The organism is Leptothrix mechoopdaensis (SeqCode) (assembly GCF_053893855.1).
Map to the genome: position 1 here is coordinate 203,895 of NZ_CM132699.1, position 25,351 is coordinate 229,245.

Annotated in this window: 23 protein-coding genes; 4 read left to right on the top strand and 19 right to left on the bottom strand. The window is 72.6% G+C overall.

The annotated features are described in order from the left end of the window. Window positions 1-32: 32 nt before the first annotated feature. The 4 genes from ACWA7K_RS00945 to ACWA7K_RS00960 form a co-directional block, all read right to left on the bottom strand. A complete protein-coding gene (locus ACWA7K_RS00945) occupies window positions 33-1,856 on the bottom strand; it encodes a M24 family metallopeptidase (RefSeq protein ID WP_456164751.1) in 1,824 nt (607 codons plus the stop codon). Window positions 1,857-1,952: 96 nt separating this feature from the next. After that, the gene (pdeM, locus tag ACWA7K_RS00950; protein ID WP_456164753.1) at window positions 1,953-2,618 is read right to left on the bottom strand and encodes a ligase-associated DNA damage response endonuclease PdeM; all 666 of its coding nucleotides are present in this window, start codon (window positions 2,616-2,618) and stop codon (window positions 1,953-1,955) included. Window positions 2,619-2,622: 4 nt separating this feature from the next. Next, window positions 2,623-4,302, bottom strand: a complete 1,680-nt coding sequence (locus ACWA7K_RS00955; RefSeq protein WP_456164755.1) for a T6SS phospholipase effector Tle1-like catalytic domain-containing protein — start codon at window positions 4,300-4,302, stop codon at window positions 2,623-2,625. Then, window positions 4,299-7,103 (bottom strand): ligase-associated DNA damage response DEXH box helicase, encoded by a 2,805-nt coding sequence (locus ACWA7K_RS00960; RefSeq protein WP_456164756.1) that lies wholly within the window; start codon window positions 7,101-7,103, stop codon window positions 4,299-4,301. Before ACWA7K_RS00960 ends, ACWA7K_RS00955 begins: the two co-directional genes overlap by 4 nt. A gap of 103 nt (window positions 7,104-7,206) precedes the next feature. Between ACWA7K_RS00960 and ACWA7K_RS00965 the strand changes: the two genes are divergently transcribed. The 3 genes from ACWA7K_RS00965 (at window position 7,207) to ACWA7K_RS00975 (ending at window position 8,610) form a co-directional block, all read left to right on the top strand. Continuing rightward, window positions 7,207-8,025, top strand: coding sequence for a DNA/RNA non-specific endonuclease (locus ACWA7K_RS00965; RefSeq protein ID WP_456164758.1), 819 nt, complete (start codon window positions 7,207-7,209; stop codon window positions 8,023-8,025). A gap of 82 nt (window positions 8,026-8,107) precedes the next feature. Next, window positions 8,108-8,350, top strand: a complete 243-nt coding sequence (locus ACWA7K_RS00970) for a type II toxin-antitoxin system Phd/YefM family antitoxin (RefSeq protein WP_456164760.1) — start codon at window positions 8,108-8,110, stop codon at window positions 8,348-8,350. After that, window positions 8,347-8,610 carry a Txe/YoeB family addiction module toxin gene (locus ACWA7K_RS00975; protein WP_456164762.1) on the top strand — a complete coding sequence of 88 codons (264 nt, stop codon included), beginning with the start codon at window positions 8,347-8,349 and terminating at the stop codon, window positions 8,608-8,610. The genes ACWA7K_RS00970 and ACWA7K_RS00975 overlap by 4 nt, the downstream gene beginning before the upstream one ends. Window positions 8,611-8,626: 16 nt before the next feature. Here ACWA7K_RS00975 and ACWA7K_RS00980 read toward each other — a convergent pair whose 3' ends face one another. Together ACWA7K_RS00980 and rarD are read right to left on the bottom strand one after the other, a co-directional pair. Continuing rightward, entirely contained in the window at window positions 8,627-9,964 is a 1,338-nt protein-coding gene (locus ACWA7K_RS00980) for a TAXI family TRAP transporter solute-binding subunit (RefSeq protein ID WP_456164764.1), read from the bottom strand. Window positions 9,965-10,008: 44 nt separating this feature from the next. Beyond that, a complete protein-coding gene (gene rarD / locus ACWA7K_RS00985) occupies window positions 10,009-10,902 on the bottom strand; it encodes an EamA family transporter RarD (RefSeq protein WP_456164765.1) in 894 nt (297 codons plus the stop codon). Window positions 10,903-11,115: 213 nt separating this feature from the next. Here rarD and ACWA7K_RS00990 point away from each other — a divergent pair, with 213 nt between their 5' ends. Further along, the gene (locus tag ACWA7K_RS00990) at window positions 11,116-12,231 is read left to right on the top strand and encodes a S1C family serine protease (protein ID WP_456164766.1); all 1,116 of its coding nucleotides are present in this window, start codon (window positions 11,116-11,118) and stop codon (window positions 12,229-12,231) included. Between the two features lie 9 nt (window positions 12,232-12,240). Here ACWA7K_RS00990 and ACWA7K_RS00995 read toward each other — a convergent pair whose 3' ends face one another. The 13 genes from ACWA7K_RS00995 to ribD all read right to left on the bottom strand — a co-directional run bounded on the left by ACWA7K_RS00995 (window position 12,241) and on the right by ribD (window position 25,337). Continuing rightward, window positions 12,241-12,543 (bottom strand): GNAT family N-acetyltransferase, encoded by a 303-nt coding sequence (locus ACWA7K_RS00995; RefSeq protein WP_456164768.1) that lies wholly within the window; start codon window positions 12,541-12,543, stop codon window positions 12,241-12,243. 46 nt (window positions 12,544-12,589) lie between these two features. Continuing rightward, window positions 12,590-15,154, bottom strand: a complete 2,565-nt coding sequence (locus ACWA7K_RS01000; protein WP_456164770.1) for an EAL domain-containing protein — start codon at window positions 15,152-15,154, stop codon at window positions 12,590-12,592. 21 nt (window positions 15,155-15,175) lie between these two features. Next, window positions 15,176-16,531, bottom strand: a complete 1,356-nt coding sequence (locus tag ACWA7K_RS01005; RefSeq protein WP_456164772.1) for an HD-GYP domain-containing protein — start codon at window positions 16,529-16,531, stop codon at window positions 15,176-15,178. Between the two features lie 132 nt (window positions 16,532-16,663). Further along, window positions 16,664-17,614, bottom strand: a complete 951-nt coding sequence (gene tolA, locus ACWA7K_RS01010) for a cell envelope integrity protein TolA (protein WP_456164774.1) — start codon at window positions 17,612-17,614, stop codon at window positions 16,664-16,666. Between the two features lie 34 nt (window positions 17,615-17,648). Then, a complete protein-coding gene (locus tag ACWA7K_RS01015; protein ID WP_456164776.1) occupies window positions 17,649-18,125 on the bottom strand; it encodes a biopolymer transporter ExbD in 477 nt (158 codons plus the stop codon). Between the two features lie 15 nt (window positions 18,126-18,140). Further along, on the bottom strand, window positions 18,141-18,845 hold the full coding sequence (gene tolQ, locus ACWA7K_RS01020) for a protein TolQ (RefSeq protein ID WP_456164778.1): 705 nt from the start codon (window positions 18,843-18,845) through the stop codon (window positions 18,141-18,143). Continuing rightward, complete coding sequence (gene ybgC, locus ACWA7K_RS01025) at window positions 18,842-19,270, bottom strand: tol-pal system-associated acyl-CoA thioesterase (RefSeq protein ID WP_456164780.1); 429 nt, start codon at window positions 19,268-19,270, stop codon at window positions 18,842-18,844. The genes tolQ and ybgC overlap by 4 nt, the downstream gene beginning before the upstream one ends. An 8-nt stretch (window positions 19,271-19,278) precedes the next feature. Next, a complete protein-coding gene (locus tag ACWA7K_RS01030; RefSeq protein WP_456210293.1) occupies window positions 19,279-20,772 on the bottom strand; it encodes a serine/threonine-protein kinase in 1,494 nt (497 codons plus the stop codon). Then, window positions 20,769-21,986, bottom strand: a complete 1,218-nt coding sequence (locus ACWA7K_RS01035; protein WP_456168640.1) for a pyridoxal phosphate-dependent aminotransferase — start codon at window positions 21,984-21,986, stop codon at window positions 20,769-20,771. The genes ACWA7K_RS01030 and ACWA7K_RS01035 overlap by 4 nt, the downstream gene beginning before the upstream one ends. Before the next feature lie 24 nt (window positions 21,987-22,010). Beyond that, complete coding sequence (nusB, locus tag ACWA7K_RS01040; RefSeq protein ID WP_456164784.1) at window positions 22,011-22,556, bottom strand: transcription antitermination factor NusB; 546 nt, start codon at window positions 22,554-22,556, stop codon at window positions 22,011-22,013. Beyond that, the gene (gene ribH, locus ACWA7K_RS01045) at window positions 22,553-23,017 is read right to left on the bottom strand and encodes a 6,7-dimethyl-8-ribityllumazine synthase (RefSeq protein WP_456164786.1); all 465 of its coding nucleotides are present in this window, start codon (window positions 23,015-23,017) and stop codon (window positions 22,553-22,555) included. Before ribH ends, nusB begins: the two co-directional genes overlap by 4 nt. A gap of 27 nt (window positions 23,018-23,044) precedes the next feature. Next, window positions 23,045-24,142, bottom strand: coding sequence for a bifunctional 3,4-dihydroxy-2-butanone-4-phosphate synthase/GTP cyclohydrolase II (ribBA, locus tag ACWA7K_RS01050; protein ID WP_456164788.1), 1,098 nt, complete (start codon window positions 24,140-24,142; stop codon window positions 23,045-23,047). Window positions 24,143-24,206: 64 nt separating this feature from the next. Next, on the bottom strand, window positions 24,207-25,337 hold the full coding sequence (gene ribD / locus ACWA7K_RS01055; RefSeq protein ID WP_456168642.1) for a bifunctional diaminohydroxyphosphoribosylaminopyrimidine deaminase/5-amino-6-(5-phosphoribosylamino)uracil reductase RibD: 1,131 nt from the start codon (window positions 25,335-25,337) through the stop codon (window positions 24,207-24,209). Window positions 25,338-25,351: the final 14 nt, after the last annotated feature.

A 25,351-nucleotide genomic window follows, 5' to 3' on the forward strand; every position in this document is an offset into this window, starting at 1 on the left:
GCCGACGTTCCGAGCCGACCGGTCGTCCCGCCTCAGATCGGCTCGGTCCGCCGCATCAGCCAGTCCAGTGCGGCGCCTTCGACGCGCGGCGACAGGCGCTGGCGGACCTCGGCGTGGTAGCCGTTGAGCCAGGCGCGTTCGTCCGGGCGCAGCAGCGCCGGGTCGATGCAGCGGGTGTCGATCGGGCAGAGCGTCAGCGTCTCGAATTCGAGGAAGTCGCCGAAGCCTTCGTTGACCGCCGCCGGCGTGTTCATCACCAGGTTCTCGATCCGCACGCCCCACTTGCCGGCCCGGTACAGGCCCGGCTCGATCGAGGTGACCATGCCCGGCTGCATCGCCATCTGCGGCTCGGGAATCGCCGGCGAGATGCTTTGCGGACCTTCGTGGACGTTGAGGAAATAACCGACGCCGTGGCCGGTGCCGTGGCCGTAGTTCAGGCCGGCCTCCCACAGCGGCGCGCGCGCGATCGAGTCCAGCATCGGTGACAGCGTGCCGAGCGGGAAGCGGGTGCGCGACAGCGCGATCGTGCCCTTGAGCACCCGCGTGTAGTCGGCCTTCTGCGCCGCGCTGGCCAGGCCGATCGGCCAGACCCGGGTGATGTCGGTGGTGCCGCCCAGGTACTGCGCGCCGGAGTCGATCAGCAGCAGGCCCTCGGCGACCAGGCCGTCGGGCGTCGAGATCGGCGCGTGCGACTCGGGCGTGGCGCGGTAGTGCGGCATCGCGCCGTTGGCGTTGAAGCCGGCGATGGTCGGGAAGCTCAGGCTGACGTAGCCGGGCTGTTTCGCGCGTTCGGCGCTCAGCCACTCGTCGACCGTCAGTTCGGTGATCGTCTCGTGACCGAGCGCGGCCTCGAAGCGGGCGTAGAAGGCGCACATCGCCGCGCCGTCGACCTCCATCGCCACGCGGATGTGGGCGGCCTCGGCGGCGGTCTTGCGGCTCTTGGCCAGCGTGCTGGGGTTGATCGCCTCGATCACCTGCACGCCGGCGGCGACCGCCTCGCGGAATCCGAGCGTGATGCGACGCGGGTCGATCAGCAGCTTCGCGTCGCCCGGCAGCGCGGCCAGCGCGGCGGCGGCGGCGTCGTAGGGCGCCAGCACCAGGCCGTCGCTGGCCAGCGTCGCGGCGAGTGCGGCGTCGACCTTGCCGGCGCCGACGAACAGCGTCGCCGCACCGCCGGCGGGGATCAGCAGGTGGGCCAGGAAGACCGGGTTGTAGTCGACGTCCGCGCCGCGCAGGTTGGTGATCCAGGCGATGTCGTCGACGGTCGAGACGAAGTGGTGCGTCGCGCCGTGGGCCTGCATCGCCGCACGGACCTGGGCGAGCTTGTCGGCGCGGCCGACGGCGGCCTCGGGCGGGCGGTGTTCGTAGACGGCGGCGGCGGGCAGGGCGGGGCGGTCGGTCCAGGCCTCGGCCAGCAGGTCGACATCGGTGCGCAGCGCGATGCCGTGCGGCGCGAGTGCCTCGGCCAGTGCCTTGGCAGCGGCCAGGCCCATCACGGCGCCGTCGACCGCCAGGGTCTGGCCCCGGCTGACGTGCTGGGTGAGCCATTGGATCTGGTGGCTGACCGCGCCGGACGGGATCCTGACCAGCTCGATGCCCGTCCCCGCCAGCTCGGCCTCGGCCTGCACCCAGTAGCGGCTGTCGGCGAACACCGCCGCGCAGTCACGCGTGACGATCAGCGTGCCCATCGAGCCCGTGAAGCCGCTGTAGCGCACGCGGCCCTGCCAGCGTTCGGGCAGGTACTCCGACAGGTGGGGGTCGGACGACGGCACCAGCACGGCGGCCAGGCCATGCGGGTCCAGCGCCAGGCGCAGTTCGGTCAGGCGCTGGCGGATCGGGTCGGTGCGGGTGTCCATGGGCGTCTGGTCTGTCGTGGAGAGGCGCAAAGGCCGATCGGCGGATTGTGGCAAGCCGGACCACCGCCCGGCATCGGGGCGGGCGATGACCTTCGCTCAGGGCCAGCCGATCACCTGTCCGTCACCCACGACATGCAGCCGCTCGCCCGGCCGGGCCCGCACCACATGCCCGCCGGTGAACTCGCCGAAGGCCGGCAGCACCAGCGCGCGCGGGGTGGCGTGGAAGCAGGGCAGGCGCAGGCTGTCCAGGCCCCGGCCGATGCGGGCGACCGGGTGGACGTGGCCGGCGATCACGTAAGCATCGGCGGAGGTCTCCGGTGCATGGCAGAGCGCCAGGCCGGCGCATGGCCAGGGCTCGTCGACGACCTCGATGGCCAGTTCGGCGGGTGGATCGCCGGCGTGGTCGTCGTGGTTGCCGCGCACGAGCGTGATCGGCAGGTCGGCGTGGCGTGCGCGCCAGTCGGCCAAGGCCGCCAACGTGGCCGGCGCCCGGCCGCTGGCGGCGTGCAGCAGGTCGCCCAGGACGACCAGCCGGCGCACCGGCCAGCGCGCCAGCAGGTCGTCGAGCCGTGCCAGGTTGGCGGCGGTCGTGCCGGCCGGCACCGGCACGCCCAGGCGCCGGAAGCTGGCGGCCTTGCCGATGTGGACGTCGGCGACCAGCAGCAGGCCGGCGTCGGCCAGGAAGGCGGCGCGTTCGGGCAGCAGCGTCAGCGTGCGGCCGTCGGGCAGGCTCAGGCAGGCGGTCGGGTCGGGCCGGCTCATCTCGTCAGCGGCGATGGCGGCGCAGCCACGCACTGCCGATCAGCCCGGCGACGCCCGCCAGCGCGACGCACTTGCCCGCGCTCGCCACGAACAGCGCCAGGCGCGGCGCCCAGGTCAGCAGGTCAGAACCCCAGGCACCCGCCGCCCACAGCGCCAGCGCGCTCAAGAGGTTTTCGGCCAGGTCGGCACCGACAGCAGCCGGCAAGGCCCAGCCCAGCAGGTTCAGCAGCCGCGCCGGCCGGTGCCCGACGTGGATCAGGCCGGCGTGGCGCGCAAAGGCGCGGCAGACCCAGGGCGCCAGCAGCACCGCGTAGAGGCCGATCAGCGCGAGGTCCAGCGTGAGCGCCAGGCCCGGATGCGCGAAGCTGGCGGCAGCGTTGCGCCAGTCGGTGGTCGATGCGAACAGGTCGAGCTGCCAGTGCTGGAAGCGCACGTTGGCGCACAGCAGCGCCAGCGCGTCGCGGGCGTCCGGATGCAGCAGCGCGCCGGTTCCCAGCATCAGCAGCAGGACCCCCAGCAGCTGGCCGGCCTGCCAGCCGAGGAAGGCGCGGCCGAGCGGTTTCGCCCAGACCGTGTCGCGCGGGAAGCGGGCGTCCCATTGCCCGACCGACGGGTGCGTGCAGGTCCGCACCGGCGCCGGGGCGGCACCGGCGACCGCGACGTGGTTGGTGTCGCGCACGGCCAGGCCGGTCAAGGCCCAGACGGCGCTTTCGGCGGTCTGGCTGCTGACGCTGGCCGGTTCGCGTGGCACGCCGGGCGGGTCGAGCAGCGGCAGCAGGGCCAGCAGATCGGCCTCGGTCTTCGGCGACGCCAGGTCCGATGGGGCCGGCAGCCGCAACCCGCAGCCGATCGCCTCGGCCACCAGCCACGCGAAGGGCGTGCGCGACAGCTCGCTGGCCTCGTGGTCGTTGCCGCCGCCGACGTCGCAATGCGCGCCGCGAAACCAGCACTGCACGATGTCGCCGGGCTGGTCATCGGCCAGCGTGTAGGGGCCGTCGTCCTGGGCATAGGCGCGCGGCGAGAACTGGGCGCGCTGTTCGTCCAGCGCCAGCGCGTGGCGGACGTGGCGGAAGCGCTTGCCGGCCAGTGTCGGCCTGGCGGCGATCTTCAGGCCGAACGGCGGCAGGCCGACGCTGGCCACCGTGTCCCAGACGCCGACGAAATGCACCACCGGCCGGCGATCCGGCGTCAGGCCCTGGCCGAACAGCCGCGAGGCCTGGTCGACGATGGCCTTCTGTTCGTCCGAAGGGGCCGAGAAATAGGTCGCCACGAGACTGCCGACCAGCGTGTCCTGGTGACCGTTGATGATCCCGAACGCGTTGACCATGCCGGCGATCGAGCGGGCGGTGAAGGCCCCGCGCGAGAAGCCGAGCACGTAGATCTCGTCGCCCGGCTGCCAGTGCGCCATCAGGAAGTGGTAGCCCTCGGCGACGTTGTCGTAGAGCCCGCGTCCGAAGGCCAGGCCGTTGATCCGGTCCAGCGCCCGCCCGGCCTTGTCGACCACCGTGGTGCCCGGCAGCTGGCCGGGATTGCCGACGCCGGGGTCGTAATAGACCAGCCGCTGCGGATCCGGAAAGCGCTGCAGCAGCTCGGCCAGCAGCACGACATGGGTGTCGGCGCGCCGGCCGCTGAGGTTGTTGTTGGTGCCGTCGCACAGCAGCACGAGCTGACGGGGGGTGGTCATCGGGCGGTTCTCCTGGTGCCGGGGCGTCGAGGATCACCGCTCGGGCGGCGGCTGTCCCGGGACTTTTTCGCTTTCGGGGCCGGATTCTGGACGCTGGACGGCTCGGTCCCCGGTCCTTCGACGTCCCGCGTCAGGTCCTCCATCAACCGCGCCAGCCGCTGGCGCACCGATTCGGTCGTGACCCGCTCGCGCAGCCGCTCGACCATCAGCGGGAAGCCGAACGGCGTCACGCGCGCCGGCCGGGTCATGACGACCTCGCCGGCGGCCATGCGGGCGAGGCAGCGCTGCAGCCGCTCGATGTCGAGCTCCTGCGCCAGCGTCTCGGCCTCGGCCTGGGCCAGCAGCAGGTTGCCGGGGTCGTAGGTGCGGAACACGTCGAAGAACAGGCTCGACGAGGCCTGCACCTGCCGCGTGCTGCGCGGCGCGCCCGGGTAGCCGGTGAAGACCAGCCCGGCGACACGGGCGATCTCGCGGAAGCGCCGCTGCGACAGCTCGGTCGCGTTCAGCGCCTGCGGCAGGTCGGCCATCAGCCGCTCGGCCGACAGCAGCCCGCGTGACCACGAGCCCGGGCCTTCGGGCTGCAGCAGCGCCGGCCAGTCGAACGGCGTGCGCGACAGCAGCTCGAAGCCGTGGTCGTTCATCGACAGGCTGAAGGTGCCCGGCAGGTCGCGCGCCGCCCGCCACGCCAGCAGCGCGCCCAGGCCGATGTGGACCATCCGCCCGGCCAACGGGTAGACGAACAGGTGGTGGCCCTCGTCGGTCTGCAGCAGCTCGAAGACGACCCGCCCGGTGCGCGGCAGCGCCGATTCGCGCGCCTGCAGCGCCAGCAGCGGGGCGATGGCGCGCAGCTCGGGCGGCGTGTCCTGGGGAAGGTCGCAAGCCGCCCCGCCGGGCTGCGCACCGGTCAGTTCACCGGTCAACGCCGGCAGCAGCGGCTCGGCCCGCGCCAGCAGGTCCAGCACGCTGTCGGCGAGTTCGCTCGACAGCGGCATCTTGCCGCCCTGCCAGGTCGGTACGGCGCCCTGGTTCTTCGGCGCCGGCTTGACGTAGGCGGTCAGGTCGCGCACGCGGATCAGCTGCAGCACGCGGCCGCTGAAGATGAAGCAGTCGCCCTCGCGCAGGCTGGCCAGGAAGCCTTCCTCGATCGAGCCGAGCCGGCCGCCGTTGAGCCACTGCACGGCCATCGACGCGTCCGACACGATCGTGCCGATGGCCATGCGGTGACGCCGCGCGACGTCGCGCCGGGCGACCCGGTGGCGGCCGTCCTCGGGGTCGATGGCGATGCGGTGGTGTTCCGGGTAGGCCGCCAGCGCGTGGCCGCCATGCACGGTGAAGCCCAGGCACCAGTCGAAGGTCTCGCGGTCCAGGTCGCGGTAGGGCCAGGCCAGCCGGACCTCGTCGAACAGCGCGTCGGGCTCGAAGCCCTCGCCGCAGGCCAGCGTCAGCAGGTGCTGCACCAGCACGTCGATCGGCCAGGGCGGCGGCTCGCGCGACTCGATGCGCCGCGCCAGCGCGGCCTCGCGCGCGGCGGCGCCTTCGAGGATCTCCAGCGCATGCGTGGGCACGACGGTGATGCGCGACGGCCGCCCCGGCGCGTGGCCCGAACGCCCGGCGCGCTGCAGCAGCCGGGCGATGCCCTTGGGCGAGCCGATCTGCAGCACCCGCTCGACCGGCAGGAAGTCCACGCCCAGGTCCAGGCTGCTGGTGCAGACGACGGCCTTCAGCGCGCCGTTCTTCAGCCCGGCCTCGACCCACTGCCGCACGGCGGGGTCCAGCGAGCCGTGGTGCAGCGCGATCAGGCCGGCCCAGTCCGGGCGCGCTTCCAGCAGGGCCTGATACCAGACCTCGGCCTGCGAGCGGGTGTTGGTGAAGACCAGGCAGGACGCGGCCGCGTCGATCTCTCGCACCACCTCGTCGCGCAGCCGCAGGCCGAGGTGGCCGCCCCAGGGAAAACGCTCCAGCGTGTCGGGCAGCAGCGTGTCGACCGTCAGCGCCTTGGGCAGCGCGCCCTGCACCCGCACGGCGTCGGGGCCGGCCAGCGCCTCGGCGGCCAGGCCGAGGTTGCCCAGCGTGGCCGACAGGCCCCAGACCCGCAGGCCCGGGTTGAGCCGGCGCATCCGGGCCAGCGCCAGCATCACCTGGGTGCCGCGCTTGTTGCCCAGCAGCTCGTGCCATTCGTCGACCACCAGCACCTCGACATCGCCCAGCACGGCCGAGCTGTCGGCCAGCGCCAGCATCAGGCTCAGGCTTTCCGGCGTCGTCACCAGCGCGGCCGGCCAGCGCTGGCGCTGGCGGGCCTTCTCGGACGCCGCCGTGTCGCCCGTGCGCACGGCGACGGTCCAGCCCATGCCCAGACCGTCGCAGGCGGCCTGCAGCGCCTGGGTGGTGTCGGCCGCCAGCGCGCGCATCGGCGTGATCCACAGGATGCGCGGGCCGCTGCGGCCGGCGCGCTCGGGCCGGTCGCGGCAGACCGCCAGCGCGCCGAACCACGCCGCCAGCGTCTTGCCCGCACCGGTCGTGGCGTGCAGCAGGCCGCTGCGTCCGGCGCGCATGTGGGCCCACACCTCGCGCTGGAAGTCGAACGGCTGCCAGCCGCGTCGGGCGAACCAGGCCTCGGCATCCGGGGCGACCGGGCCCGTTTCGACGCGGTCCTTCGCGTGTGCGGGCGCTGACGTGCGGCGCGCTGGCGTCGAGTCACGCCGCGCCTTCGCCCGCTTCAGCGCGGCGAGCTGCGTGCCCACGTTCGGCCCCGGCGGCAGGCCGCCGCGCCAGGGCGGATCGTCTTGTGGGGGCTCGCTCACGGGGGTGTCGGCTTCAGGCTTGGGGGTGGCTGGATCCAGGAAGGTCACGGGGCGGCTGCCTAAACTGCCGCCCGAACCCACAACGATGCCAGAGGGAGGCGCCATGTTCCGTCACGTCCAGCACATCCGGTGGCTGGCCCTGGTCATGTCCGCCAGCGTGCTGGTGGCCTGCGGCGGTGGCGATGCCGGCACGTCGGGCTACGACAACGTCGCCGGCTCGCCCGACAACGGCCACCGCGTCGTCACGCTGGACCACGGCGCCTTCGCGCTCAGCTACGACTGCGTCGACCGCATCACCGTGCGCTACGCCTACACGCTGGGCGTGGACACCGGTGCGGCGCTGCGCCCCGACACCTTCGTCCGCCAGGACCCGATGCTGCCGGCCGACTGCCCCGCGCAGACCAGCGCGGCGAGCTATGCCAGCGTGGCGCCGGGCTGGGACCGTGGCCACCTCGTGGCCGCCAACCACATGGACGCCAGCGACGCGCTGATCGCCCAGACCTTCCTGATGAGCAACATCGTCCCGCAGCGCGCCGCCTTCAACCAGGGCATCTGGGCCGAAGCCGAGGCCATCGCCGAATGCTGGCGCGACGTCGCGCCGGTCCAGGTGGTCGGCGGCGTGGTCGCCAACGATGCGGCCAACGACCTGTTCAAGGCCTCCCACGGCGTCGTCACGCCGGACATGTTCTGGATGGTGCTGGTCAGCGCCGACCCCGCCCACCCGGGCCAGCAGCGCGCGCTCGCCTGGTGGATCCCCAACATCGACGCCACCGGCACGCTGGCCAGCCGCCAGGTCCCGATCGCCACCGTCGAACGCCTCGCCGGCGTCTCGCGGGTCGGCCTGACCGGTCTGACGCCCAGCCTGAAGACGGGCACCGGGCCGGGCTGGGGCGAACCGGCGGGGGGGTGTCGGCTGGGGTGATGCGGGGAACGGACGGGCGGGGGCGCACGCGGACGGTGGACTTCTCGTACGAAATTACGTACGCTCTTGACCGGAGGTGTCCATGACCGTTCTGACTGCCAGCGAAGCGCGCGCCAATCTGTACCGCCTGATCGACGAGGCGGCTGCCACGCACGAACCGGTGCTGATCGCCGGCAAGCGCGCGAGTGCGGTGCTGGTGTCGGCGGAAGACTGGTCGGCGATCCAGGAGACGCTCCATCTGCTGTCCGTCCCTGGCATGCGCGAGTCGATCCGGGACGGCATGGCCGAGCCGATCGACGCCAGCGCCTCGACGCTGCCGTGGTGAGCTGGCAACTGCTGTACACGCGCCAGGCTCAGAAGGACTCGCTCAAGCTGGCCGCAGCCGGGCTCAAGGCCAAGGCGCAGGGCTTGCTCGACGTCCTGGCCGAGGATCCGTTCCAGCGTCCGCCCCCGTACGAGAAGCTGGTCGGCGATCTCGCCGGTGCCTATTCCCGCCGGATCAACATCCAGCATCGTCTGGTCTATGAAGTCCATCCGGAGGCGCGCATCGTGCGCGTGCTGCGCCTGTGGACCCACTACGAATAGGCCTCGATCGGCCCGATCACCCCGCCTGCAACCGCCTTCTCACCAGCTGGATATGGCTGCGCAGCGCGTACAGCTCCTCGGCATGGGACAGCGGCACGGGCAGGCGTTCGACGCGGGCGTCGAGGGCCTTCAGCTCGTCTTCCAGCGCGGTGACGGCCTCGGGCGCCAGGGACGTGTCGCCGGCCCGTTCCTCGATGTCGCGCAGGGTGCCGTACCAGCGGAAGATGCGTGAGCGGATCCGCATCGTGTAGAGCGGCGGGACGATGCGCGACAGCGGGAAGACCACCGCGACGATCGACACCAGCACGACCCACATCCGGTCGATCAGGTTGGCCAGCCAGAACGGCAGGTAGCGCTGCAGCAGCGGCGTGCCGCTTTCGTAGTAGCGCTGCGCCTCGGCCGACAGGGCGTAGTCGCTGGCGCCGGGCTGCGGGAACTCGCCCTTGCGCTGGAACCAGTTGCCCTCGCCGTGGATGCGCCCGGCCGCCTGCACCAGCAGCTGCTGCAGCGCTGGGTGGGTGTCCTCGCGCACGACCAGCGTGGCGTTGGCGGCCAGCAGGCGCAGGTCCTGTCGCGGCAGGTCGCGGGCCAGGTCGACGACGCCACGCGGCAGCAGCACCGGCTGGACCTGGGGCACGCGCCGCGCATAGGCCTCGGCCTGGGCGAAGTCCAGCAGCCGGATGCCCGGCGTGATCAGCAGCATCCGGACCAGCGGCGATTCGGGCGCCGAGACCAGCGCCATCGCGTCGATCCGGCCGGCCAGCAGCTCGACCACCGCCGGCGTGGGTTCGAGCCGGCCGAGCTTCTGCGTCTTCGGGTCGATGCCGTTGGCGTTGAACAGCCGGCGCATCACGTTGGTCACGCCGCTGCCCTCGTGGCCGATGTTGATGCGCCAGCCCTTGAGCTGCGCCAGGCTGTCCAGGCTGCGGCGCTCGTGCCGTTCGAGCGCGACGGCCTCGCGGTAGAACACCCAGACCGGCTCGCGGAACAGGTTGCCCAGGCTGGCCAGGCCCTCGGGCGGCGCCTCGTCCGGGCCCAGCTCGTCCTGCGCGCCGCCCTGCACGAAGGCGGCGTCGACCTCGCCGGACTGCAGCAGCGCCAGGTTTTCCTGCGAGCCCTTGGTGGTGCGCAGCTCGACCTCGATGCCGTGTTTCTTCAAGGCCGCCGCGTAGCGCGGGCCGAAGGCGGCGTAGGCGCCCTGGTCGGGGCCGGTGGCCAGCACCATCTGCCGGGGCGGCGTCGGGCTCAGCACCCGGTAGGCCAGCACCATCAGCACGATGGCCAGCAGCAGCACGGGGCCGGCGGTCAGCAGCAGGTCGCCGATCTGCAGCAGGGTGGTCTTGAACTTGCGCATGGGCAGGGGAAAGGTCTCGTCGAAAGGGGCGGCGGGCGAGCCGGTCAGACCGGCTCGGCGTCGACCGGATCGCGCGGCCGGTGACGCCACAGCATCTCGGCGCTGAAGACGGCGCAGGCGATCCAGATCAGCACGAAGCCCTGCAGCCGGGCGCCGCCGAAGGGTTCGCCGAACAGCCAGACGCCCAGCGCCAGCTGGATCGTCGGACCGATGTACTGCAGCATGCCCAGCAGGCTCATCGGGATGCGCTGGGCCGCCGCGCCGAAGAAGATCAGCGGGATGGCGGTCAGCGGTCCGGCGGCGGCCAGCAGCAGCTGCGTCGACAGGCTGGCGTGCTGGAAGGCGGTGGCACCGTGCGTGCCGACCCACAGCAGGCCGATGCCGGCCAGCGGGCCCAGCAGCAGGCTTTCCAGTGTCAGCCCTTCGAGCGTGCCCAGCGGAGCGCGCTTGCGCAACAGGCCGTAAGTCCCGAATGAAGCTGCCAGCGCCAGCGAGATCCACGGCACCTGCCCCGTGTGCCAGGCCAGCCAGGTGACCCCGGCGGCGGCCAGGCCGACCGCCAGCTTCTGCGCCGGCACCAGCCGCTCGCCCAGCACCAGCCGGCCGAGCAGCACGTTGAACAGCGGGTTGATGAAGTAGCCCAGGCTGGCCTCGACGACACGGCCGTGCGTGACGGCCCAGACGTAGATGAACCAGTTGCCCGCCAGCAGCGCCGAGCTGCCGACGAAGGCCAGCATCACGCGCCGGTCGGCCAGCGCCGGCCGCAGCCAGTCGGTGCGGCGCAGTGCCACCATCAGCACGGCCATGAAGGCCAGCGACCAGACGACCCGGTGGGCGGTGATCTCCAGCGCCGGGATCTCCGAGACCAGCCGGAAGTACAGCGGGAACAGCCCCCACAGCGCATAGGCCGTGGCCGCGTAGAGGGCGCCGCGGCGCATCAGCGTGCGGGTCCGCCGGCGCGGGCGGAGGCGTTCGGTTGGCGGCGCGGCATGGCGGAACTCAGGGCAAACACGGGGCCGCGAGCATAGCGGCGCGCCCTGAATCGTGTCGGCGACGCCGGACGTCGCGCCGTGGCCGGCCTTGAAAGCCGGTCGTTCCGCCCCAAGAACCGGGCCTTGATCCCGCCGCGAGGCGCTGCCGATACTGCCGCCATGAACCTGCTCCGATTGCTGACCCGTCCCCTGTCGCTGGCCCTGCCGGCCCTGCTGACCGCGCTGGCCGCCGTGACCGCCCTGGTCGGCTCGCAGCTGCTGGCCGATCCGGCTGGCGCGGCCGATGCCCAGCCGCGTCCCGTCAGCCCGCGTGGCGCTCTGCTGCCCGACGAGGCGGCGGTCGTGCGGCTGTTCGAGGAGACCGCGCCGTCGGTGGCCTACATCACCACCGAGTCGGTGCAGCGCAACGCGCTCGGCGGGGCCGAGGTCAGCCAGGGTGCCGGCAGCGGTTTCGTGTGGGACAGCGCCGGCCATGTCGTCACCAACTTCCATGTCGTCGACGGCGCCCGGCGGGTCTACGTGCAGCTGGATGCGGGCAAGCCGATCGAGGCCGAGACGATCGGCATCGCGCCCGAATACGACCTGGCCGTGATCCGCCTGAAGAGCCTGCCACGGGCGCTGCGCCCGGTGCCGCTGGGCAGCAGCCGCGACCTGCGCATCGGCCAGACCGTCTACGCCATCGGCAACCCGTTCGGCCTGCAGCGCACGCTGACCAAGGGCCTGGTCAGCGCGCTCGACCGCGAACTGCCGACCGCCAACTTCCGCGAGGTCGTCGGCGTGATCCAGACCGACGCGGCGATCAACCCCGGCAACTCCGGCGGCCCGCTGCTGGACAGCGCCGGCCGGCTGATCGGCGTCAACAGCGCGATCCGCTCGGCCAGCGGCAGCAGCTCGGGCATCGGCTTCGCGATCCCCGCCGACCTCGTCAACCGGGTCGTGCCGGCGCTGATCAGCAAGGGCCACGCGCCCTTGCCCGGCATCGGCGTGACGCCGGTCCGGCCGGACCTGGTGGCGCGGGCCGGCATCACCGGCGTGGTGCTGGCCGAGGTCGGCCGCGGCACCCCGGCCGCGCAGGCCGGCCTGGTGGCGATGAACCGCCGCACCGGCGACCTGGGCGACGTCATCACCGCCGTCAATGGCCGCTCGATCGAGTCGCTGTCGGACTTCGTCGTCGAGCTGGAGCGGGCCGGCGTCGACACCCAGGTCGAGCTGACGGTCAAGCGTGGCGAACGCGAGCGGCGGGTGCGCGTCCGCGTGATCGACCTTCGGGAATGAGCCGGACGCTCAGAGCACCTGACCGGGCGCCAGCAGGTCCTGCGTCTCGCGGTGGCGGCGCATGTAGGTGCGCACGTAGGAGCAGCTCGGCACGACGGCCAGGCCTTCGGCGCGGACCCAGTCCAGCGCCTGGCGGACCAGTTCGGCGGCGATGCCGCGGCCCTGCAGCGCGGGCGACACGCCGGTGTGGTTCATGACGACGGTGCGGCCGTCCTCGCGCCAGCGGTAGGCCGCCTCGCAGACGTGGCCGTCGACCTCGGCGACGAAGCGCTGGCGAGCGGGCTCGTGGCGCACGGTGATGTCGGTCTTCATCGCGACAGTGTCGCGCAGCGGTCGCGGCCCGAACCCGGGCGGGGGCTCAGGCGGTCAGCCGGAAGGGCGGATCGATCAGCGCCTCGAAGTCGGGCACGGTCAGCGCACCGGCGACCAGGAAACCCTGGAACGACGCGCAACCCAGCTCGCACAGGGCGCGGTGCTGCGCGTCGGTCTCGACGCCCTCGGCGATCACGTCCAGGCCCAGCGCCAGCGCGAGCTGCACGATGGTGTGGGTGATGGCGCGGTCGCTGGCGTCCTCCGGCAGGTGGCGGATGAACTCGCGGTCGATCTTCAGCCGGTGGATCGGCAGGCGCTTCAGGTAACGCAGGCTCGAATAGCCGGTGCCGAAGTCGTCGATCGCCAGCCGCACGCCCAGGTCGGCCAGCGCCTGCAGCTGCTGCAGGTGGGCGTCGACGTCGTCGAGCAGCAGGCTCTCGGTCAGCTCCAGCTCCAGCAGCTGCGGCGGCAGGCCGGCCTCGGCCAATGCGCAGGCCACGCCGTCGACGAAACCGGCATCGCGGAACTGCAGCGCCGAGACGTTGACCGACACCGGCAGCTCGCGGCCGTCGCGGTGCCAGCGGGCGGCCTGGGCGACCGCCTCGTGCAGCACCCAGTCGCCCAGCTCGGCGATGAAGCCGGTTTCCTCGGCCACGCCGATGAACTGGCCCGGCGAGACGGGGCCGCGCAGCGGATCGGTCCAGCGGCACAGCGCCTCGGCGCCGATCACGCGGCCGTCGCGCAGGTCGACCTGTGGCTGGTACTGCAGCCGGAAATGGCCGGCCGCCAGACCCAGGCGCATCGCCTGGTCCAGCTGCAGCCGCGCCAGCAGGTCGCGGTTCATGGCCGGTTGGTAGAAGCGCAGCTCGCCGCCCTGCTGCAGGCGGGCGGCCTGCATCGCGCTGTCGGCGTTGCGCAGCAAGGTGTCGGCGCTGACGCCATCTGCGGGGAACAGCGCGACACCGGCGCTGGCCTTGACCGTCAGGCTCAGGCCGGCCAGATCCAGGCGATCGACACGGTCCAGCGCCAGCGGTTCGGCCACCACCTGGAGCAGGCGGCGCCCGACCGCTTCCGCCTGGGCGGCGTCGGCGCCGTCCAGCATCAGCACGTAGCTGTCGCCCGCCAGCCGCCCGAGCACGTCGCCGCCGCGCACCTGGCCGCCCAGCCGGCGCGCGACCTCGACCAGCACCTGGTCGCCGCAGCCGTGGCCGAGCGAGTCGTTGATGCGGTCCAGCCGCTCCAGTCCCAGCATCAGCAGCGCAAAGCCGTTGCCCGACTGGCCGCGACGCTGGCGCTCGATGGCGGCCTGGATGCGCTGTTCCAGCCGGATCCGGTTGGGCAGCCCGGTCAGCGAGTCGGTCTCGGCCAGCTCGCGCAGCTGGCGCTGCTGGGCGACGCGTTCGCGCAAGTCGCGCAGGACCACGATGCAGGCCCCGATGCTGGTGCCGACATGCTCCGGCGACTCGCCGCCCGTGTTCGCCGCGGGCTGGCCATGCGCGATCAGGTGGGCCTGGACCGGGATGGGGCTGCGGGCACGGGTCCGCAGCTGCAGCTCGCCACGCCAGGGCCGGCCGGGCGCGATGCGGTCCAGCAGCGTGTCGATCGGGCCGTTGCCGCCGTGCAGCAGGTTGGCCAGCTGCAGGCCGACCAGGCCGTCGCGCGGGCAGCCGATCAGCGTCGCGGCGGCCGGGTTGGCGGCGATCACGGCGTGATGGGCGTCCAGCACCAGCAGCGCGTCGAGGCTGGTGTCGAAGACCTGGGCGGCCAGCCGCAGCCGGGCTTCCTGGGCCAGCGCCGGGCTCAGGTCATGCCAGACCTGGATCCAGCCGACCGGGCGACCCTGGCCGTATTGCGGCATCAGGCGGCGTTCGAAGACACGGCCGTCGACGCAGGCGATGCGGTCGACGGCGCAGCGCGCGTCGGCCTCCGTGCGGGCATCGCCCAGCGCGCGCTGGCGCTCGTGCAGCTGGTCAACGTAGCCGAGCGGATCGGCCAGGCGTTCGGCCAGGTGGGCCGACAGGCGGGCGTCGTCCCAGCCGTCCAGCGCGCTGTGGCCGTCGGCTGGCACCGGCAGGTCCCAGAGGGCGGCGCAGGCCGCGTTCAGGCCGCGCACGCGGCCGTCGAGATCGGTGACCAGGATCGCGTCGCGGCTGGACGCCAGCGTCGCGCCCAGCTCGCCGGCCAGCCGGCTGACCTCGTCGGCCAGGCGCTGCTCGGCGGCGCGGTCGATCCAGCTGACCAGCCAGGCGCGGCGGCCGTCGTCGAGCGTGACTGGCGCGATGCGGCGCTCGACCGCCACGCTGCGGCCGTCGGCCTGCATCACCAGGCTGTCCGAATGCAGCGACAGGCCACGGTCCAGGGCCGTCGGGTCGGCCGCCTCGAACCAGAACAGCTGGTCCTCCGGCGTGGCCGACAGACTGGCGACCGGCCGTCCGCCCTGATCGACCCGCTCGACCAGTTCGGCCAGCGACAGGCCGAACAGGCGCGCGGCAGCAGCGTTGGCCGCCCGGACCGTCAGGCGTTCCGGGTCGACCAGGCAGGCGGCCTGCGGCAGGCCGTCGAGCCAGTCCGGCGCGCTCGTGCCGTTCGGATCGGTCTGGGGGGGCGTCATCGCGGCGGGGGCGGCAGCCGCTCAGGCGAACTCGGCCGGGCGCACGCTGGCCGGTTCGAGGTCGTGGGCGAAGTAGTAGTGGATGCGGCCGCGCACCGACAGCGCCTCGACGACCGCACGCGGCAGGTGCTGCGGATGCAGGCTGCGGCGGATGCCGATCTCGGGGTGCGCGTCCAGGTGCAGCAGCGGCGTCTCGTCGGCGGCCAGGCGCGGGTCGTGGACCCGCACGCTCGGGCGCAACGGCCGCGCCGGATGCACGGCGATGACCAGCGCCATGCGCTCGTCGCTCAGCTGCACGATCGAGCCCGGCGGGTAGACGCCCAGCAGCTTGATGAAGGCGGCCAGCACGGTCGGATCGAGCTGCGCGCGCTGGTGCGCGAACAGGTGGGCCTGGGCCTCGTGCGGCGTGCGCAGCGGCTCGCCGGGGGGCGGGTTGCAGAGCCGGTCATAGCGGTTGACCAGCGCGACCACGCGCGCCGCCAGCGCGATGGCCGGACCGGCCAGGCCTTGTGGCAGGCCGCTGCCGTCGTGCCATTCATGGTGCTGGCCGATGACCCGCAGCACGTTGGCGTCCAGGCCCATCGCCATGCCCAGGCGCACACCCTGGGCGACGTGTTCGCGGCGCTCGCGCAGTTGCAGCGCCGGGTTGCTGGCATCGGCGTTGCGCAGGTGGTCGGGCAGCATCAGCTTGCCGACGTCGTGCAGCAGCGCGCCCATCGCGAGCTCCTGCAGCGCCGGGCCTTCCAGCCCGAGGCTGCGGCCCAGCAGCAGGCTCAGCACGGTCACGTTCATCGCATGCTGGGACTGGGCGGTGCCGGCCGCCTCGCCGATCACGCGGATGGCGGTCTCGGGGTCGCCGGACAGCTCATCGCACAGCCCGTGGGCCAGTGCGGCGGCGGCCTGGGCGGCCTGCATCGGCTGCGAGACGGCGTCGCGCATGACGCCCTGCCAGCCGCGCGTGATCTGCGCATGCACCCGTTCGCTGTGGGCCAGGCTGTCGCGCTGGGCCTGCAGCAACGCGCGACGCTGGCGTTGCGCCGTGCTGCCGAGCGCGCCGGCCGGTGGGTCGGCAGCGGGCGGGGCCGCCGGCGACACGGCCTTCGACACGGCGGGCGACAGGCTCGTTTCCGCCCGCTCCGCCTGAATGGCCAGATCCAATTGCGCCGAAGCCAGCGCCTGCGGGTCGCTGGCGGAACGCTGCACGCGGACCTCGCGCACGCCCAGGCGGCGCAGCGTGTCGATCTCGTCCGTGCCCTCCAGACGGAAACGGCCGCGCGGGAACGGGTGATCCATCCAGCCCAGGTCCAGCTGGATGAAGAGGCCGGCCCGCAGCAGGTCCACGGGCAGCATCAGGTGATCGTCGGGAGTCGAGGGCATCGGCGGCAGGTCTCAGGCGGGGCCGCTTGTCGACCCCTGTCCGCCTATCGGCCCTGCCGGATGTCAACTTGAGCACGCCCGGGCGGGCGGCTCGACGCCAGCGCCACAACCGTGACGGGTGGCGCATCCGGCTCAGCGCTGGGTCGGGTCGAAGCTCAGCACCATCACCGGCGGGATGCGGCCGTCGATGTCGGCCGGCAGCATGTCGGTGCGGGTCAAGGCCCGCAGCACCGCCTGGTCCCAGTCGGCATTGCCGCTGGGCTTGATCAGCCGGGTCGCGAGGATCTTGCCGTCCGGCGCGACCTTGACCTCGACATCGGCGAGGATGGGCTGGTCGCGGTTGCCCGAATAGACGATGTTGGGCAGCACGCGGGCGCGGATCCGTCCGGCATAGCTGGCCGACGGCGCGGCCGACACGGCGGCCCGGCCGCTGCTCGGCGCGGTGTTGTTGCCGACGGCCGGGTTGTCACTGCCCAGGTCGCGGTTCATGCGGGCGAGGTTTTCCTGGCGCTGACGGACGAGCTTGTCCTGTTCGACCTTCTCGCGCGCTTCCTTCTCGGCTTTCTCGGCCTTCTCGGCCTTTTCCGCCTTCTCGGCCTTCTCCGCCTTGTCCTTCGCGGCCTTCTCCTTGGCGGCCTTGTCCTTCTCGGCTTTTTCCTTGTCGGCCTTGAGCTTGTCCGCCTTCTCCTTCTCGGCGCGCTCCTTCTCCGCCTTGTCCTTCTCCGCCTTCTCCTTCTCGGCCTTTTCCTTGTCGGCCTTTTCCTTCTGTGCCTTCTTCAGCGCGATGTCGGCATCGGCCTTCTGCGCTGGTGCGGGCGGCGGTGGGGGCGGGGCGGGAACGGGCTTCGGGGCCGGTGCGGGCGCAGGCGGAGGAGGAGGCGGCGGCGGCGCGGCCATCGGTGCGGCGATCTGCGGCACGGCGGCCCAGAGTTCGGCCGAGACGGTGTTGACGTCCTGACGGCGCCAGGCGACGCCATAGGCGAGCGCGGCGACCAGGCCGACGTGGATCAGCAGCGCCAGCGTGATGCCGGTGCCCATGCCGTCGGGCGACGGCGGTCGGTGGAGGGCGTCGTAGGTGCTCAAGTCGGGAACGGCGTCGACGTCGGGGGCGACCGGCTCAGCTGCCGGTCGTGCGCACGGCCAGTCCCACGCGGGGCACGCCGGCCTTCTGCAGGATGTCCATCACCTTGACCACGGCCTCGTACTTGACGCCCTTGTCGGCCGAGATGATCACCGGCACCTGCTTGGCACCGCCGGGCGAGCCCTGCTGCAGCGCCTGCACGCGCGCGGCCAGGTTCTTCAGCGCGATGCGCTCGCCATCGGCCGACTTGCTGTCGGTGACGGCCGGGGCGCCCGGCGCGGCGCTGACCTTCAGGCGCAGCGTCTCGGCGCTGTCGAGGATCACCTCGACCACCCGGTCGGGCTGGCGCTGGGCCTGGCCGATGGTCGGCAGGTCGACGACGCCGGGCGTCATCAGCGGGGCGCTGACCATGAAGATGATCAGCAGCACCAGCATCACGTCGATGAAGGGCACCATGTTGATCTCGTTCATGGTGCGGCGGCGTCCATGGCCGCGGCCGGCGACGGCGGGCATCCCCGTGTCCCCCGCTCAGCGCGACACGCCCTGCGGGGCGGTCACGCCCTGGCCGACGTTGCGGGCCAGGATGTTGGAGAACTCTTCCATGAAGGTCTCGAGCTGGATCGCGATGCGGTCGATGTCGCGGGCGAAGCGGTTGTAGGCGATCACCGCCGGGATGGCCGCGAACAGGCCGATGGCGGTGGCCACCAGGGCCTCGGCGATGCCCGGCGCGACGGTGGCCAGCGTCACCTGCTGCAGGTTCGACAGGCCGGTGAAGGCATGCATGATTCCCCACACCGTGCCGAACAGGCCGACATAGGGCGAGACCGATCCGACCGTGGCCAGGAACGACAGGTTGTGCTCGATGGTGTCGAGCTCGCGCTGCAGGCTGGCGCGCATCGCGCGGCGGGCGCCGTCGAGCAGCGCGCCGGGGTCGGTGACGCGGCGCTCGCGCAGCTTGAGGTACTCGCGCATGCCGGCCGCGAAGATGCGCTCCATCGGCGCGCCGACCTCGGCATTGCGCTCGCTGGCGCCGTAGAGCTCCTGCACGTTGCGGCCGGACCAGAACTCGCGTTCGAAGCCGTCGTTGCCGCCGCGGACCTTCCGCAGGCCGATCAGCTTGCCGAAGATCACCGCCCAGCTGGCCAGCGAGACGCTCAGCAGGATGGCCATGACGAGCTGGACGACCAGGCTGGCCTGGGTGACGAGGTGCAGGATGTTCAGGTCCTGGTTCATGCGCGGGGTGTGTTCAACAGTCGTTCGAGAAGGTCGTCGGGCAGGCGGCACGGCGCAAAGCGCGTCGCGTCGACACAGCCGACACGGATGCGGCCCTCGGCCAGCACCGCGTCACCGCGCCGCACCTGCTGGTCGAGCAGCAGGCTGGCCCGACCCGGGCGCTCGCGCAGCTCGACGGTGACCTCGAGCGCGTCATCGAGCCGGGCCGGCTGGCGATAGCGGACCGCAGTATCGGCGACGACGAACAGCAGGCCCGTATCGAGGCGCAACCGTTCCTGCGACAGCCCGAGGCTGCGCAGCCACTCGGTGCGGGCGCGTTCGAAGTACTTCAGGTAGTTGGCGTAGAAGACGACGCCGCCGGCGTCGGTGTCTTCCCAGTAGACCCGGACGGGCCAGACGAACGAGGCGGTTTCAGCTGCGGGCATCGGGTCGATCAGGCGTGCGCGACCGCCCACCAGCCGAGCAGCAGCAGCAGGCCGAGCACGGCGACGCTGACGGCGGCGGACAGCCAGGGCGGACGCGACGACTCGGGGTTGCCTTCCGTGCCGTCGACCTCGTCGTCGTCGGAAGGCGCAGCGGCCGGTCCTGGCGCGGTGAGCCGGTCGGGGGCCGGATTGAGCGCCGGCGGCAGCACGGTGGCGTTGGCGTCGGCGCGGGAGCGGCCGGCCGGCGACCTTGGCGCGGCACTCGGCGGCGGCAACGGCAGGTCGGGCGTGCTGGGCAGCAGCAGGTCCGGCGAGGTCGGCAGGAAACCGGTCGGCGGATGGGTCGGCGCGAAGTCGCTGGCCTGCGGCGGCGGGCTGGCGATCGGGGTCAGGCGAGGGCGGTCGACCGGGGCCGGTGGCGGTGCCGGAACCTGGGCCTGGACCGGCGGCGCGGCGGCCGGCGCCGACAGCGTCGCCAGCCAGGTGCGCAGCTCGCGCGCCAGCGCACCGGCGCTGCGCGGACGATCGGCCGGGTCGACCTCGATGGCCTGCATCACCACGGCGTCGAGCGCCGCCGGCAGGCCTGGCACGCGCTCGGACGGGCGCGGCGCACCGCCCTGACGCACGGCGCTGCGGATCTCGTCGAGCGTCGCGCCGTTGTAGGGCCGCTGGCCGGTCAGCAGTTCGTAGAGCACGACGCCGAGCGAGTAGACGTCGCTGCGGGCATCACATTCGCGGCCGGCGTACTGCTCGGGCGCGGCGTAGTAGGGCGAGCCGAAGGCGGCGTCGTCGACCTCGTGGTGGACCAGCCGGGCCAGGCCGAAGTCCAGCACCATCGGCCGGGTTTTTCCGACCATGAAGATGTTGGCCGGCTTGACGTCGCGGTGCACCACGCCCTTGCTGTGGGCGTAGCCGAGCGCATCGGCGACCCGCCGCACGATCAGCGCGGCCTGGTCGGCGCCGGGCCGCCAGCCGCCGCGCAGCAGCTCGGCCAGGTCCTTGCCGCGCAGCAGTTCCATCGCGATGTAGGCGCCGTCGGCGCTGACGCCGGCGTCGTGCACCGTGACGATGTGCGGGTTGCTCAGCCGTGCGGTGGCGCGGGCTTCCTCCAGCACGCGCGCCGACAGCGTCGAGCGTTCCTCGGGCGTGCCGTGGATGCTGATGATCTTGACGGCGACCTGCCGCGCCAGCAGCGAGTCGTAGGCCGACCAGACCGTGCCGACGCCGCCGGAGCCCAGCCGCTCGTCGAGCCGGTAGCGACCGGCCGGGCCGATCTGCGGCGGCGCGCCGCTGGCGTCGACGCCGGGCGGCATCGCGCCGGGCTCCGTGTCCAGGTCGTCGTCCAGGCGCTGGGTGTCCTCATGGTCGTCGCGCATCGAGCCCGACAGGCTCAGGTCGACCGGCGTGCCCGGCACATGGGCGTCCATCGGCCAGTCGCCCGCGATGGACGGCGTGCCGGCGTTGAGCGGGGCGGCGTCGCCCCAGGCGTTCGGCTCGTTCATGCGCGTGATGCTCGCAATGCGCGGTCCAGCCGCCGCACGGCCAGTTCCAGCACGTCCATCGAGCTGGCGAAGGACAGGCGGGCGTGGTGGCCGGTGCCGGCATGGCCGAAGTCGCGGCCGGGGGTCAGTGCCACGTGGGCGCGGTCCATCATGTCGAGGCAGAAGTCCCAGCTGCTGGCCGCGTGCGCGCGGGTGTCGAACCAGACGTAGAAGGCGCCGTCGGGCATGACCGGCACCGGCAGGCCGATGGCTTCGAGCTGCGGCACCAGCCAGTCGCGGCGGGCCTGGAACTCGGCCCGGCGGCGTTCGCATTCGGCCAGCGTGTCGGCCTCGAAGCAGGCCAGCGCGGCATGCTGGGCCAGCGCCGAGGCGCAGATGTAGAGGTTCTGCGCCAGCTTCTCGACCGGCGCGACCAGGGCTTCGGGCAGCACCAGCCAGCCCAGTCGCCAGCCGGTCATGCCGAAGTACTTGCTGAAGCTGTTGATCACCAGCACGTCGTCACCCAGCGCCAGCGCGCTGCGTGCGTAGGCGTCGTCGTAGCCGAGCGCGAGGTAGATCTCGTCGACGATCGTGATGCCGCCGCGCGCCCGCACGACCTCGACGATGCGCGCCAGCTCGTCCGGCGCGATCGAGGTGCCCGTCGGGTTCGACGGTGACGCCAGCATCACCCCGCGCGTGGCCGGTCCCCAGGCGGCCGCGACCGAGGCGGCGTCAAGCTGGAAACGCTGCGCCGCGCCGGCCGGCAGCAGCCGGGGCGTGCCGCCCGCAGCCGTCACGAAATGGCGGTTGCAGGGGTAGCTCGGATCGGGCATCAGGATCTCGTCGCCCGGCTCGACCAGCGCGGTGCACAGCAGCTGCAGCGCGGCCGAGGCGCCGGCCGTCACGACGATGCGGGCCGGGTCGATGTCCAGGCCCCAGCGGGTGCGATACCAGCCGGCGATGACCGCGCGCAGCGCCGGCGTGCCGATGGCGGCGGTGTACTGCGTGCGGCCGGCGGCGAGCGCCTGGGCGGCGGCCTCGACGACACGCGGCGGCGCGGTGAAGTCGGGTTCGCCGATGTTCAGGTAGAGCATCGGCTCGCCGCCGCGTGCCGGGTCGCAGGCCGGACTGGCGGCGATCCGGTCGGCGGCCTTGGCGCATTCCATCACCCAGAACGGCTCGATCTGGTCGACACGCCGGGCCAGGCGCCAGGGCAAGGCCGCTGCGGTGGTCATGTTCACGGGCGTCGCCGCCGCGGATCAGCCGGCCGGACGCCGGTTGCGCTGGGCCGCGACCTCGGTCGGGCGCAGCACCAGCGCGGTCTTGTCGAGCACGCCGTTGACGTACTTGTGGCCGTCGGTGCCGCCAAAGGACTTGGCCAGCTCGACCGCCTCGTTGATCGCGACCTTGTAGGGGATGTCGATGCAGTGCTTGAGCTCGTAGGTGCCGATCAGCAGCACGCCATGCTCGATCGGCGACAGCTCCTGGACGCGGCGGTCCAGGTGCGGCGTGATCAGCGCGTCCAGCTCGTCGATCTGGGCGATGCAGCCGTGCAGCAGCGCGACGAAGTGGGCGTTGTCGCTCTTGGCGTGCTCTTCCTGCTCGCGCATGTGGGCGTCGACCACGCCGACATCGGCGCGGCTGATCTGCCATTCGTAGAGACCTTGCAGGGCCAGCTCGCGCGAGCGGCGCCGGGCCGACTTCGGTCGGACGGTACCCGGGGCGCCGGCGCCACCGTTGCCGCCTTGGCGGGGCTTGTGGGCCGGACGGCCGTCGGGCTTCGATTCGGGCTTGGGCGCGTTCAACTCAGGTCTTCCAGCAGGTTGGCCATCTCGACGGCCACACGGGCCGCGTCACGGCCCTTCTCTTCGGCTCGGGCCCAGGCCTGCTCGTCGTTCTCGACGGTCAGGATGGCGTTGGCGATCGGCGTGCCGTTGTCCAGCGACACCCGGGTCACGCCGGCACCGCTCTCGTTGGCGACCAGCTCGAAGTGGTAGGTCTCGCCGCGGATGATGCAGCCCAGCGCGATCAGCGCGTCGTAGTCCTTCTGCTCGGCCATGGCCTGCAGCGCCAGCGGCACCTCCAGCGCGCCGGGCACCGTCACGTGGCGGATGTGCTTGGGCGCGACGCCCAGCGCCAGCAGTTCGGCGTGGCAGGTCTCGTACAGCTTCTCGGTGATGGCCGCATTGAAGCGGGCCTGGACGATGCCGATGCGCAGGTCGTGGCCGTCGAGTTCACCGGCCACGCCCTTGTCTGCGTCTTTCATGTTCGCGATCCAGTTCGGGTTCGGTTGTCAGACGCCGGAGGTCGGCAGGAAGCCGGTCACCTCGAGGCCGTAGCCGCCGGTCATGCTCGGGATGCGACGCTGGTTGCTCAGCAGCTTCATGCGGCGCACGCCCAGCTGGCGCAGGATCTGCGCGCCGACGCCGTAGGTGCGCAGGTCCGAGCCGCTGCGCTGCGGCTCGAAGCCGTCGGGCTTGATCTGGCCGAGCAGCGCCTCGGCATCGCCAGCCGCGTTCAGCAGCACGGCGACGCCGCGTCCGGCCTGCTGCAGCGTCGTCAGCGCCTGGGGCAGCGACCAGGAGTGGCGCGGCGTGCCGGTGTCGAGCAGGTCGATGACCGAGAAGGGCTCGTGCACGCGCACCAGCACCTCGTCTTCCGGCTGCCACTGACCCAGGCTGAGGGCGAAGTGGATCTGGCCGGTGCGGTCACGGAAGGTGCGGCAGTCGAACGCGCCCCAGGGCGTCGTCAGGCGCTGGTTCGAGAGCGTCTCGATCAGCGTCTCGTTGCGGCTGCGGTAGGTGATCAGGTCGGCGATCGTGCCGATCTTCAGGCCGTGCTGTTCGGCGAAGACTTCCAGCTGCGGCAGACGGGCCATGGTGCCGTCGTCGTTCATGATCTCGCAGATCACCGACGAGGGCGTCAGGCCGGCCATGCGGGCCAGGTCGCAGCCGGCCTCGGTATGGCCGGCGCGCATCAGCACGCCGCCGTCCTGGGCCTGCAGCGGGAAGACGTGGCCGGGCTGGACGAGGTCATCGGGCCGGGTCTGGGCATCGACCGCAACCTGCACGGTGCGGGCCCGGTCGGCCGCCGAGATCCCGGTCGTGACGCCGGTGCGGGCCTCGATCGACACGGTGAAGGCGGTGCCGTGCTTGGTGCCGTTGCGCGTGGCCATCGGCGGGAGGCCGAGGTATTCGCAGCGTTCGCGGGTCAGGGTCAGGCAGATCAGGCCGCGGCCGTAACGGGCCATGAAGTTGATCGCCTCGGGCGTCACCAGGTCCGATGCAAGGACCAGATCGCCTTCGTTCTCGCGGTCTTCCTCGTCGACGAGGATGACCATGCGACCGGCGGCCAGCTCGGCCACCAGCTCAGGAATGGGGGAGATGGGCATGGGCGCGATTGTAGGCGGGCGGGTCCGCGCGGACCGTCCGGACGGGCTCCCGCCGCAGGGTGGATCAGGCGCCGGGCAGGTCCGGCCAGCCGGCCAGTCGCCCGGTCGGACGGGCTCGCAGACACAGGTCGGCGCCGACCGTGCGGACCTCTGTCCACTCCAGTTCGACCGCGTCGGCCAGCGACGCCAGCGGCCCCCAGTGCCACATGCCACGACCCAGGCCGAGCACCTTGGGCGCGAGGTAGACCAGGAACTCGTCGACCAGCCCTTCGCGGACGAAGGAACCGTTGAGCCGCTCGCCGGCCTCCAGGTGCAGCTCGTTGACGCCGTGCCGCGCCAGGTCCGCCAGCATCGCCGTCAGGTCGACCTTGCCGTTCGGGCCGCCGGGCAGATGGACCAGCTCGACCGGTGCGGCGTCCTCGCGCGACCGGACGGCGGCGAGCCACGTCGACTGCGTCGGCTCGTCGGCCGTCGTGTAGATCCGCACCGCGCCGGGCGCGGCCAGCAGCCGTGCCGTGACCGGCGTGCGCAGCGGCGCGTCGACCACCACGCGCAAGGGCTGGCGCGGCGTCGGCACCAGGCGCACGTCCAGGCGCGGATCGTCGTCCAGCACGGTGCCCACGCCGGTCAGCACGGCGCTGGCGCGACGCCGCCAGGCGTGGCCGTCGGCGCGGGCCGCCTCGGCGGTGATCCACTGGCTGGCGCCGTTCTCCAGCGCGGTGCGGCCGTCCAGGCTGGCGGCGACCTTCAGCCGCACCCACGGCCGCTGGCGGATCACGCGCGACAGGAAGCCGATGTTCTGCTCGCGCGCCTCGATCGCCCCGAGCCCCTGCTCGACCCGGATGCCGGCCGCCGCGAGCCGCGCCAGGCCCTGTCCGGCGACCTGCGGGAACGGGTCGGTCAACGCGGCGACGACGCGCCCGACGCGGGCCTCGACCAGCGCGTCCGCGCACGGCGGCGTGCGGCCGTGGTGGGCGCAGGGTTCGAGCGTGACGTAGGCGGTGGCGCCGACCAGGTCGTGACCGGCGGCGCGCGCCATGCGCATGGCCATCACCTCGGCATGTGGGCCACCGGCGCGCTGGGTATGGCCGCAGCCGATCATCCGGCCGGCCGGATCGGTGATGACGCAGCCGACGCGCGGATTGGGCTCGGTCAGCGCGTAGCCGAGCGTCGCCAGCGCCAGCGCCAGGCCCATCGCGGCATGGTCGG